The following is a 12,391-nucleotide window of genomic DNA, read 5'->3' as shown; positions in this document are numbered from 1 at the left end:
CAGCATCTACTGATGGAAACTTAACAGGCAGTTATTTCGCACATATCTTCTTTGATTTTGCACATTTTTGAGGTGGGAATCATGCTGCTAGATGGCTGAATAAATGGGCTTCGGTTGTGAAAAAAGTATGCTTAACGAAAAGCTGCATTCAAAGAGGTGATACTCATTGCCAACAAAGAAGACTCCTGACTTTATTCTTATTATTGTAACATTGTTGCTTTTAACAGTAGGGATGGTGATGGTGTACAGCGCTAGTGCTGTATGGGCTTCGTATAAAATGGGAGATTCATTCTTTTTTGCAAAGCGTCAATTGTTATTTGCTGGGATTGGTGTTGTTGCTATGTTTTTCATCATGAAGATTGATTATTGGGTGTGGCGTACATATTCCAAATTAATTTTACTTATCTGTTTTGTTCTCCTTATTTTAGTTTTGATTCCTGGCATTGGACTGGTGCGCGGTGGAGCACGAAGTTGGATTGGGATAGGAGCATTTTCTATTCAGCCTTCTGAGTTTATGAAGTTTGCGATGATTATTTTTTTAGCGAAATTTTTATCAGAAAAGCAAAAAATGATTACATCTTTTAAAAGGGGATTACTTCCCTCGCTTAGCTTTGTGTTTGTAGCATTTGGTATGATTATGCTGCAACCAGATTTGGGAACAGGAACTGTAATGGTTGGAACTTGTATTGTTATGATTTTTGTTTCGGGAGCACGGATTTTTCACTTTTCCATGCTAGGACTAATAGGAATAGCAGGATTTGTAGGGTTGATTGCATCAGCACCGTATCGAATAAAACGGATTACATCTTATTTAGATCCATGGTCAGATCCGCTTGGAAGTGGATTTCAAATTATTCAATCGCTACTTGCGATCGGGCCGGGAGGATTATTTGGTCTTGGTCTTGGACAAAGTAGACAAAAATTTCTTTACTTACCAGAGCCGCAAACAGACTTTATTTTTGCCATTCTATCTGAAGAATTAGGTTTTATTGGTGGTTCGTTTGTGTTATTATTATTTAGTCTGTTGTTATGGCGTGGGATTCGTGTAGCCTTAGGAGCGCCAGACTTATACGGTACGTTTTTAGCAGTCGGGATTGTGGCGATGATTGCGATTCAAGTTATGATTAACATCGGTGTTGTAACGGGATTAATGCCAGTTACAGGAATTACCTTACCATTTTTAAGCTATGGTGGGTCCAGCTTGACCCTTATGTTAATGGCGGTTGGAGTGCTACTAAATATAAGTCGTCATTCTCGCTACTAAACCCTGTTTCTATGACAGGGTTTTTCGTATGTAAAAATAGAAATTAAGCGATTGACATATGAACAGCATACAGTGAAATTTACGATCAATAAGGTTAGCTAAACAAATTGTACTATTATCCCGCTATTGGCGGGATAATAGAAAAAAGAAGCGGAGGAATAGGCAGTGCGAGTATTAGTCAGTGGTGGCGGGACGGGTGGGCACATTTATCCAGCTCTTGCGTTAATTCGAGAAATCAAAAAAATTCATCCTGAAGCAAGGTTTTTATATATTGGTACAGAAAATGGTTTAGAAAGTAAAATTGTTCGCAAAGCTGGCATACCATTTCAATCTATTGTTATTAGTGGATTTAAGCGGAAATTATCAATGGATAATGTGAAAACGGTGATGCGTTTTGTAAAGGGGGTACAGGATAGTAAACGATATATACGTCGTTTTAATCCAGATGTTGTAATTGGCACAGGTGGTTATGTATGTGGTCCAGTTGTATACGCAGCAGCTAAAATTGGTATTCCGACAATTGTACATGAACAAAATAGTGTACCTGGTGTAACAAATAAATTTTTGAGCCGTTACGTGAATAAAGTAGCGGTGTGTTTTGAAGCGGCAGTAGAACATTTCCCGCAAAATAAAGTTGTGATGACAGGGAATCCTCGTGCTTCAGAAGTGATGAATCAAAATGGTATGAAAGGTAAGCGTTCGGTTGGTTTATCACTTTCAAAAAAATCAGTGTTAATTTTTGGAGGAAGTAGAGGCGCTAGACCAATTAATGATGCGTTTTTAGAGGCAATTGAACAATTTGGTAATAAATCTTATGAAGTATTGTACGTTACAGGTGAAGTGCATTATGATAAAGTAATGGAATTGGTGAAACAAAAAGGGAATCCACACAATGTCATAATTAAGCCGTTTATTGATAACATGCCAGAAGTACTTACTGGAGTGGATCTTGTTGTTTCACGTGCAGGTGCCACAACGTTAGCTGAGTTGACAGCTTTAGGTAAACCAAGTATCTTAATTCCAAGTCCATATGTAACAAACAATCATCAAGAAAAAAATGCTCTTTCTGTCGTTGAGAAAGGAGCAGCGAAGATGCTTCTTGAGAAAGAGTTAACAGGTGAAACACTTCTTGGTGATATTGATGAAATTTTATTGGATGCACAGAAATTACAAAATATGAAACTAGCTGCAAAAGAGTTAGGAATTCCAGATGCAGCAAACAAGTTATTTGAAGTGATGAAAAAACTTGTAGAAAATAACGTAAGGTGAATGCCCTGCATACTACTGTAGTACGGAGATTTAATATGGGGGAGAGCATCATGAAACAATTAGCAAACGAACTTATGGAAGCCAAGGTAGGAAAAGTATTAGAAAATGAACCATTAGCTCGTTATACAACGATGAAAATAGGTGGTCCAGCAGATATTTTAGTAATTCCAAGCAGCGTGGAAGGTGTAGAAAAATCATTAAAGCTTGTGAAGAAGCATGGAACAAAATGGACTGCAATCGGTCGCGGGTCTAATCTGCTTGTATCAGATAACGGAATTGAAGGTGTTGTTATTCGATTAGGAGAGGGTTTGGATCATTTAGAAGTGACAGGAACCAATGTCCGTGTAGGCGGAGGATACCCTCTTATTAAGCTTTCAACTTTACTAAGCCGTCAAGGACTCGCTGGATTAGAGTTTGCTAGTGGAATCCCAGGAAGTGTAGGCGGAGCCGTTTATATGAATGCAGGTGCCCATAAATCAGATATGTCTGAAATTTTGAAGAGTGCTCGTGTGATGTTTGAAGACGGAAAAATTGATTGGTTAACGAAAGAAGAACTAGGATTTTCTTATCGTACATCTGTTTTACAAAAGAAGCGTCCTGGTATTGTACTAGAAGCAGAGTTGCAGTTGAAAGAAGGAAATCGTGACGAAATTATTGGGATTATGCAAAAAAATAAAGATTATCGTCGTGATACACAACCTTGGAATCATCCTTGTGCAGGAAGTATTTTTAGAAATCCACTACCAAATTATGCTGGTAATCTGGTGGAAAATGCTGGACTACGCGGTTATCAAATTGGTGGTGCGAAAATTTCAGAAATGCATGGGAATTTTATTGTAAATACGGGGACAGCATCAGCTCAAGATGTTCTTGATTTAATTGCTTATGTAAAGAAGACAATAAAAGAACAATTTGGAGTAGATATGCATACTGAAGTAGAAATCATTGGAAGATAACAGTTGTCCGTCCTGCTCTTTATTATTTATGATATAATAATAAGAAGAACGGCATGCATAACATGCCGTTCTTTACGTTACATAGGGGGAGCGTACATGAAGAATAGTAAAGTTATTAAGCTACAAGATCGTGTACCAAAATTAAAAAATCCAAAGAAGAAAAAGCAAGTAAATAAACGATTAATTTTATATGTATCGATTTTATTTTTATTGGTGCTTTTTTTAATTTATTTTCGATCTCCGCTTAGCAATATAAAGAAGATTACAATCCATGGTAATCATTATATGACGGATGAACAAATAATGGAACAATCAGGAATTACATATAAAACAAGCTATTTTCGTGTAATGAGTCATCAAGCGGAAGCGAATTTAAAAAAGCAAGAGGAAATTAAAAATGTCCATGTGAAAAAACAATTTCCAAACAACATTGTTATCGATATTGAGGAATATGTGACAATTGGCTACATTAATAAAGAGGACAAATTATATCCTCTTTTACAAAATGGAAAATCATTAAATGCTCTACCAAATGGGAAGTTGCCAGTTGCTGCACCGATTTTTGTTCCTTTTGAAGAAAAGAAAATGAAAGAATTGATTGCTGAATTAGAAAAGTTAACACCAGCTGTTCTTCGGTCCATTTCAGAAATTCAGTATAAACCAACAGATTTGTATGCGGATCATCTTACACTGTATATGAATGAGGGATACGAAGTAAGTACAGTTATTCAAGACTTCGCAAAACGAATGGAAGCTTACCCTCTTATTATTAAGAACTTGTCGCCAGATAAAAAAGCAATTATCCATCTAGAGGTAGGTGCTTATACTGAATATATAAATTAATAAATAAAAGCGTGGTAAAGAGGCAAATTTGAGTGTAAAATATGTTTTGTTAGAGAAAATAGGAATGTATTCTTGAAAATCATGTGATTATGTCATATTTTTCCCTATTTTCTTTTTTTTAATATATTCTTGGGTTCAAGTTTCACTTTGCTAGAAGTACATCTTAGTGTAGACTTATATTTGGCGACAATCTTTGTAGTTAGAAAAGATTGTTTCAAAAAATAACAGTGATTTGCATATTACTGTTATAAAAGTGAATGAATGCCAAACAAAAATAAGAAAAATATATTGTTAAAAAAGGGAAACGCATAAATACGTTGAATATTTTTCTTATAACATAGTAAAACAACGATTGTTGTTCCATATATTGGATTTTGTGGTATAAATAAAGAAGGAGGTGCCAAAGAATGAACAGCAATGAAATATATGTTAGTCTTGACATCGGTACATCCAATGTTAAAGTTATTATTGGCGAGATGGTCAATGACGCTTTGAACATTATTGGTGTTGGAAATGTAAAGTCAAATGGTTTGAAAAAGGGCTCCATTGTTGACATAGATGAGACTGTACAATCGATTAAAAAGGCGATTGAACAAGCTGAACGCATGGTAGGAATACACATTGAACGAGTTGTTGTAGGTGTAAATGCAAATCAAGTGCAGCTTCTTCCTTGTCATGGAGTAGTCGCTGTTTCAAATGAAGACCGTGAAATTGGAAATGAAGATGTGCTTCGGGTACTTGATGCAGCACAAGTTGTGTCAATTGCACCAGAGCGCGAATTTATTGATGTGGTACCTCGACAGTTTATAGTAGACGGTCTCGATGAAATTAATGATCCGCGCGGAATGATTGGCGTACGTTTAGAAATGGAAGGTACATTAATTACAGGCTCGAGAACATTGTTACATAATTTACTTCGATGTGTAGAAAAAGCGGGTCTTGAAATAGTTGATATTTGCCTTCAGCCATTAGCAGCATCAGCAGTTGCTTTATCGAACGATGAAAAAAATCGAGGGGTTGCTCTTGTTGACATCGGTGGAGGTTCGACGACATTATCAATTTTCCAGGATGGAGAATTACAAACAACAAGTATATTACCGATTGGCGGAGATCATATAACAAAAGATATCGCCATCGGATTGAAAACATCAACTGAAAATGCCGATCAAATTAAGTTGAAATATGGACATGCTTTTTATGATACAGCATCTGAGGAAGAAATGTTTACTGTTTCCATGATGGGCAGTGATCAAACAGAGCAATATTCTCAATTAGAGCTAGCTGATATCATAGAAGCTCGTGTAGAGGAAATTCTTATGCTTGTACAAGATGAGGTACAAAAACTAGGCATCAAACACTTACCAGCTGGTTATGTACTTACTGGTGGTGTTGTTTCTATGTCTGGTATACTTGATCTTGCAAATGACATTCTACATCAAAATGTTCGTGTTGCAACGCCTGATTATATTGGTGTACGTGAACCACAATATACAATTGGTGTTGGACTTATTAAAAATGCATATCAAAAAGCTAAGTTGCGAGGAAAGAGTGTGCAGGAAAAACAGGAAAACTATGAATTACAGCATACACATGCGCCAATACCTGCTGCAGTGCAACAACCGGCAAAGCAAAAGTCTCGTAATAACAATAATAACAAGAATAACAATGATAACAATAATAACAATGAACGAATGATGTCAAAAGTGAAGCGTGTATTCCGATATTTATGGGATTAGATTTGAACGCGAAAAATGAGGTTCTAGGGGGATTTCGACATGTTAGAGTTTGATACTACACAAGATCAATTAGCAAATATAAAAGTTATTGGTGTAGGCGGCGGCGGAAACAATGCTGTCAATCGTATGATTGAAAATGGCGTACAGGGCGTAGATTTTATCGCTGTAAACACAGATGCACAAGCGCTAAATTTATCAAAAGCTGAAACAAGAATGCAAATCGGTGGTAAATTAACGCGTGGACTTGGTGCAGGAGCAAATCCAGAAGTAGGAAAAAAAGCTGCTGAAGAAAGTAAAGAACAAATTCAAGAAGCACTTCGTGGTGCGGATATGGTCTTTGTCACAGCTGGTATGGGCGGTGGAACTGGGACAGGAGCAGCTCCAGTTATTGCACAAATTGCAAAAGAATTAGGGGCATTAACAGTTGGTGTTGTAACTCGCCCATTTACATTTGAAGGTCGTAAGCGTGCAACACAAGCTACATCTGGAATTGCTGCGTTTAAAGAAAATGTAGATACAATCATTGTTATCCCAAATGATCGTATTTTAGAAATTGTGGATAAAAATACACCAATGCTTGAAGCATTCCGTGAAGCAGATAATGTATTACGTCAAGGTGTTCAAGGTATTTCTGACTTAATTGCAACGCCTGGTCTTATTAACTTAGACTTTGCAGACGTAAAAACAATTATGTCTAACAAAGGTTCTGCTTTAATGGGTATTGGTATTGGAACTGGTGAAAACCGTGCGACAGAAGCGGCAAAACGTGCGATTTCTAGTCCATTGCTAGAAACATCTATTGATGGTGCACAAGGTGTTATTATGAACATTACAGGTGGAACGAATTTAAGTTTATATGAAGTACAAGAAGCAGCTGATATTGTAGCTTCAGCTTCAGATCCAGAAGTAAATATGATTTTCGGTTCAGTAATTAATGAAAGTTTAAAAGATGAAATTGTTGTAACAGTGATTGCAACAGGTTTTGATGACAGCATTTCAATGCAACCACCTAAGCCAATTACTCGCCCTACAGCAACTTCTACTAAAAATGTACAGCAATCAGTACAACCGGTTAAACAACGTGAAGTAAAGCGTGAAGTTATGCGTGAAGAGCCAGTTGTGAATGATCGTCATACAGATGTAGATGATATCGATATCCCAGCGTTTTTACGTAATCGTCGTAGACGCTAAGGGAGCAATTATAAAGTGAAACTTTAAGCAGTGGGGACTCCCCACTGCTTATTATTTAAACCAATCAAGCTCGTCCTATTTATAGGTAGCGAGATGAACTTTCGTATATTATGGAACAAAAAAAGGCAATCATCTATGTATAATAGATGGTTGCTTTTTTAATTCTTTTTATCCCACTATTTTTGGTTAGTAAAATCCCTACTGATAGTGGTTTGTATATATATACAAATTTCGTTATCTGCTTAAAGAAAGTCTTTTTTCTACATGACAAATTATTCCTCAAAGTTTCAAAATAACAAAAAATCCCTTCCGTGAATTGACACACTTTTCCATTGGATATGCATTATACTAGTCTCAACTTTATAAAAAAGAGGTGAACCGTTTGGTCGTTTACGCCGACATTATATGGTTATTAAATGTCTGCATTGATTTTCTTTTACTTTTATTAACAGCAATTGTTTTAAAACGGAAAGTGAAAAGATGGAGACTTGTGCTTGGCGCATGTATCGGTTCAACAATTGTTATTTTTGCATTCACGCCGTTAGCATCGTTGATGACACATCCTGTAATGAAATTAATATATTCATTTCTTATTGTTTATGCTGCGTTTGGCTTCATTCGTTTTCGGACATTTCTACAGAGCGTTTTAATGTTTTATTTTGTGACGTTTATGGTAGGTGGCGGTCTTGTTGGCACACACTTTTTTCTTCAAACAAATGACATGATGAATGGACTAATTTCAACAAAATCTATTTCGTATGGTGATCCTGTAAGTTGGTTGTTTGTTATCATTGGGTTTCCTGTTATTTATTATTTTTCTAAAAAGAGAATTGAGGATGTAGAAGTGACAAAAATTCACTATGAGCAAATTGTGAAAGTAGCTATCAAAATTGATATAAATGATATTCAGCTAGATGGATTGATTGATAGTGGAAATCAATTGCATGACCCGCTAACAAAAACACCAGTTATGATTATTCATGTTTCTTCTTTGGAACATGTTCTTCCGCAATGGCTAATAGAACAAGTTCAAATGAAAACAGCTATTCCTTATATACCAGATGAAGAATCAAAGTGGACAACTCGGTTGCGTTTAATTCCTTACCGAGCTGTAGGAATTAATCAACAATTTTTATGGGCGTTTAAACCTGACTATGTGCAAATTTATCATGAAGGCACAAAGGTTACTGTAAGTAAAGTATTAATTGGTTTGAATGCACAGCAGTTATCGACGAATGGTGAGTATCAATGTATTTTACATCCAAAAATGTTATTGTCACAAAAAATAACAATTGCTTAATACAGGAACGGAGGGATTGGATTGAAATTGAAATTTCGGTTAACGTATCTTTGGTATAAATTATTATTAAAACTTGGAATTAAGACCGATGAAATTTACTATATCGGTGGAAGTGAAGCGTTGCCACCTCCATTAACGAAAGAAGAAGAAGAAATTTTGCTGCAAAAACTACCAAAAGGAGATGAGACAGCAAGGTCACTTTTAATAGAGCGCAATTTACGTCTTGTCGTATACATTGCTAGAAAGTTTGAAAATACAGGAATTAATATCGAGGATCTTATTAGTATTGGAACTATTGGTTTAATTAAAGCGGTTAATACATTTAATCCAGAAAAAAAGATTAAACTCGCAACGTATGCATCAAGATGTATTGAAAATGAAATATTGATGCATTTGCGAAGAAATAATAAAAATCGTTCAGAAGTATCATTTGATGAACCCCTTAATATTGATTGGGATGGAAATGAACTATTGTTATCAGATGTTTTAGGGACAGATGAAGACATTATTACAAAGGACTTGGAAGCAACTGTTGACCGGCATTTACTTATGAAAGCATTACATCAATTAAATGATCGAGAGAAGCAAATTATGGAACTTCGTTTTGGCTTAGATGGTGGGGAAGAAAAAACACAAAAGGATGTTGCTGATATGCTTGGGATTTCCCAGTCCTATATATCGCGTTTAGAAAAACGAATTATTAAAAGGCTTCGCAAAGAATTTAATAAAATGGTATGAGGCTAAGTGGTCGATTATTTCGTTATAAATAGTGTAAGTTTCATTTGAGAAAGTGAGATAAATGAATATATGCATAAAATTCCCTCCCAAGGAGATACTTTACACTGTACAGCAACTCCCGATAGGAGGGAACACTTTGACGAGAAACAAAGTAGAAATTTGCGGTGTTGATACATCTAAACTTCCAGTACTAAAAAACGAAGAAATGCGACGGCTATTTCGAGAAATGCAAAGCGGTGAAATAAGCGCTAGAGAGAAACTAGTAAACGGAAACTTACGTCTTGTACTGAGCGTCATCCAAAGATTTAACAACAGAGGGGAGTTTGTTGATGATTTATTTCAAGTTGGCTGCATTGGACTTATGAAATCCATTGATAATTTTGATTTAGGCCAAAATGTTAAATTTTCAACATATGCTGTACCGATGATTATCGGAGAGATTCGAAGATATTTACGTGATAATAATCCAATACGAGTATCGCGTTCCTTGCGAGATATTGCGTATAAAGCGTTGCAAGTACGTGAAAGACTCATTGCTGAAAATTCAAAGGAACCAACAGCGATGGATATAGCGAAAGTACTTGATGTGACGCACGAAGAAATTGTGTTTGCACTTGATGCAATTCAAGACCCAGTTTCATTATTTGAGCCAATATACAATGATGGTGGAGACCCGATTTTTGTTATGGATCAGTTAAGCGATGATAAACAAAGGGACGAGCAATGGGTCGAAGAGCTGGCACTAAAAGAAGGAATGAAGCGATTAAATGAACGCGAAAAGATGATTATTCGTAAACGTTTCTTTCAAGGGAAAACACAAATGGAAGTGGCTGAGGAAATTGGGATTTCTCAAGCACAGGTGTCACGTCTTGAAAAATCAGCAATTAAACAAATGAATAAAACAATTCAAGGCTAAGGTCTCATCATTATAGATGAGGCCTTTTATCGTTTTGAGATTCTGTTCATAGGAAAGATGTCCAACTCATATAATGACTATAAAGAAAAGGTTTTGTACGTGAAGGATGTATTCTCTGAAATAGAAATTCCGCTTTATCTCACCATGGTATACGGTAGAACCTTCATCTTAAGATTTAAAGAAGAAGAAGGTGTGAGAAGAAAAAAGCACCTATTGATGGGGTGGGATTTTTTATTGAGGTTGTTAGTTAAATATGGGGAAAAGGAGAGGATGACAATGATACGTATTTCAGAATTTCAAATGAAAGATGTTGTCAATGTATCAGATGGGAAAAGGCTTGGAAACATTGGAGATATCGATATTGATATGAGAACAGGGAAGATTCAAGCAGTTATCATTACAAAGCAAGGGAAAATGTTAGGGTTATTTGGAAAAGAGGAGGAATTTGTAATTCCTTGGAAACAAATTGTAAAAATAGGGGAAGATGTTATTTTAGTTCGAGCAGATCATGTTCCTACTGTTACAGAAACAATACAAACACCGACAACTTCTTAAAGAATATTACAAATTTCACTTTTTTTTATGTTGTCATTATGGAAAAATAAAAGTATGGTAAAATAGACGGGAAGTACCATACTTTTTATGTTATTTTATTATAAGGAGCCTTTTTATGAGAGAACCATTTACATATAAGGACGGTATGTTACATTTACATATGTGGGAAGAACATGGACACATTATAGCAGGATTTACTACAAAAGAAGGTGGAGTGAGTACCGGCTCCTTTCATACAATGAATTTAGGTTTACACGTTCACGACAAAGTAGAAGATGTTCATGAGAATCGACGGCTTTTAGCAGGGAAATTACACATTCCATTAGAAACTTGGGTTTGTTCGGAACAAGTTCATGATCGTCATGTTGTAAAAGTGGGCAAGCAAGAGAAAGGAAAAGGCGTCTTTTCTTATGAAGATGGTATCCCTAGTACGGACGGCATATATACGACAGATGCAGATGTGTTGTTAACATCTTGTTATGCGGATTGTGTGCCACTCTATTTTTATGCGCCATCTTATAGAATGATAGGACTTGCACATGCTGGCTGGAAAGGAACAGTCAAAGGAATTGCTAGTGAAATGATCGACAAGTGGAAAGAGGAAGGTATATCGCTTGATGATATACATGTGGCGATTGGTCCATCTATTGGTGCGTGTTGTTATGCTGTAGATGACCGTGTATTATCTGCTACGAAACAAGTACTTCATGATACTGTTCCATATGAAATGATTTCTGAAGGACAATATACAATAGATTTAAAGGAAATAAATCGTTTGCTATGTTTACAAGCTGGGATAAAAGAAGAAAATATTGCGATGTCATCTTTTTGTACAAGCTGTGAAACGCAATTATTCTTCTCACATCGCCGCGACCAAGGAAAGACGGGGAGAATGCTTAGCTTTATTGGGTTTAAGGAGGAGGGAAAGCAGTGACCGTACAAGAGAATTTAGCATATGTCGAGCAAGAAGTTAAAAAAGCATGTCAGCGAGTGAATCGATTCTTAGATGAAATTACACTTGTTGCTGTTACAAAAACAGTAGGCATTGAAAAAACAAATGAAGTGTTACAAGCTGGGCTTGTACATCTTGGTGAAAATCGCAATGAAGGTTTTTTACAGAAGTATGAGCATTTTGGAAACAAAGCGACATGGCATTTTATCGGGTCATTGCAAACTAGAAAAGTAAAAGAAATCATACATGAGATTGATTATTTACATTCACTTGATCGTCTTTCACTTGCAAAAGAAATTCAAAAACGAGCAACGAAACCCATTCGCTGCTTTGTTCAGGTAAAAACCTCAGCGGAAGAGTCTAAACAGGGGTTAGACGTAGATGAGATAATTGACTTTATTTACAACTTACAACAATTTGATAAAATTGAAGTTGTCGGACTGATGACAATGGCACCTTATACAGACGATGAAATGCAAATTCGCAGTTGTTTTCAAAGGTTGCGTAAGCTGCAAAAGCAGGTGCAAGATTTAAACCTATCATATGCTCCGTGTATGGAGTTATCAATGGGTATGTCAAATGATTATACAATTGCAATTGAAGAGGGCGCTACATTTATTCGTTTGGGAACGATTTTAGTGGGGAAAGAATAGAAGGAAGGAGAATTTTAT

The 12,391-nt window shown here is 36.1% G+C and carries 12 protein-coding genes; all 12 read left to right on the top strand.

Features of this window, described 5'->3' with window-relative positions:
* Positions 1-166 precede the first annotated feature (166 nt).
* The 12 genes from spoVE to PLX19_RS09245 all read left to right on the top strand — a co-directional run bounded on the left by spoVE (position 167) and on the right by PLX19_RS09245 (position 12,373).
* Positions 167-1,264: a stage V sporulation protein E gene (spoVE, locus tag PLX19_RS09300; protein ID WP_272188233.1), complete on the top strand. Its 1,098-nt coding sequence runs from the start codon at positions 167-169 to the stop codon at positions 1,262-1,264.
* 165 nt (positions 1,265-1,429) lie between these two features.
* Positions 1,430-2,533, top strand: a complete 1,104-nt coding sequence (murG, locus tag PLX19_RS09295; RefSeq protein ID WP_272188232.1) for an undecaprenyldiphospho-muramoylpentapeptide beta-N-acetylglucosaminyltransferase — start codon at positions 1,430-1,432, stop codon at positions 2,531-2,533.
* A 50-nt stretch (positions 2,534-2,583) separates the two neighbouring features.
* Complete coding sequence (gene murB / locus PLX19_RS09290; protein WP_272188231.1) at positions 2,584-3,489, top strand: UDP-N-acetylmuramate dehydrogenase; 906 nt, start codon at positions 2,584-2,586, stop codon at positions 3,487-3,489.
* A gap of 96 nt (positions 3,490-3,585) precedes the next feature.
* Entirely contained in the window at positions 3,586-4,332 is a 747-nt protein-coding gene (locus PLX19_RS09285) for a cell division protein FtsQ/DivIB (RefSeq protein ID WP_272188230.1), read from the top strand.
* Positions 4,333-4,739: 407 nt separating this feature from the next.
* On the top strand, positions 4,740-6,068 hold the full coding sequence (gene ftsA, locus PLX19_RS09280; RefSeq protein ID WP_272188229.1) for a cell division protein FtsA: 1,329 nt from the start codon (positions 4,740-4,742) through the stop codon (positions 6,066-6,068).
* Positions 6,069-6,107: 39 nt separating this feature from the next.
* A complete protein-coding gene (ftsZ, locus tag PLX19_RS09275; protein ID WP_272188228.1) occupies positions 6,108-7,259 on the top strand; it encodes a cell division protein FtsZ in 1,152 nt (383 codons plus the stop codon).
* A gap of 382 nt (positions 7,260-7,641) precedes the next feature.
* A complete protein-coding gene (gene spoIIGA / locus PLX19_RS09270) occupies positions 7,642-8,559 on the top strand; it encodes a sigma-E processing peptidase SpoIIGA (RefSeq protein WP_272188227.1) in 918 nt (305 codons plus the stop codon).
* 21 nt (positions 8,560-8,580) lie between these two features.
* On the top strand, positions 8,581-9,297 hold the full coding sequence (sigE, locus tag PLX19_RS09265) for an RNA polymerase sporulation sigma factor SigE (RefSeq protein ID WP_020059244.1): 717 nt from the start codon (positions 8,581-8,583) through the stop codon (positions 9,295-9,297).
* A 136-nt stretch (positions 9,298-9,433) separates the two neighbouring features.
* Positions 9,434-10,213, top strand: a complete 780-nt coding sequence (gene sigG, locus PLX19_RS09260; RefSeq protein ID WP_272188226.1) for an RNA polymerase sporulation sigma factor SigG — start codon at positions 9,434-9,436, stop codon at positions 10,211-10,213.
* Positions 10,214-10,489: 276 nt separating this feature from the next.
* Positions 10,490-10,768 carry a YlmC/YmxH family sporulation protein gene (locus tag PLX19_RS09255; RefSeq protein ID WP_272188225.1) on the top strand — a complete coding sequence of 93 codons (279 nt, stop codon included), beginning with the start codon at positions 10,490-10,492 and terminating at the stop codon, positions 10,766-10,768.
* Between the two features lie 115 nt (positions 10,769-10,883).
* On the top strand, positions 10,884-11,702 hold the full coding sequence (pgeF, locus tag PLX19_RS09250) for a peptidoglycan editing factor PgeF (protein ID WP_272188224.1): 819 nt from the start codon (positions 10,884-10,886) through the stop codon (positions 11,700-11,702).
* Positions 11,699-12,373 (top strand): YggS family pyridoxal phosphate-dependent enzyme, encoded by a 675-nt coding sequence (locus tag PLX19_RS09245; RefSeq protein ID WP_272188222.1) that lies wholly within the window; start codon positions 11,699-11,701, stop codon positions 12,371-12,373. Before pgeF ends, PLX19_RS09245 begins: the two co-directional genes overlap by 4 nt.
* Positions 12,374-12,391 lie beyond the last annotated feature (18 nt).

The organism is Bacillus sp. BP-3, assembly GCF_028401955.1.
Classification (GTDB): Bacteria; Bacillota; Bacilli; order Bacillales; family Bacillaceae_G; genus Bacillus_A.
The sequence above is the reverse complement of the archived record's forward strand: the minus strand, read 5'-3'. Positions and strand labels throughout refer to the sequence as shown.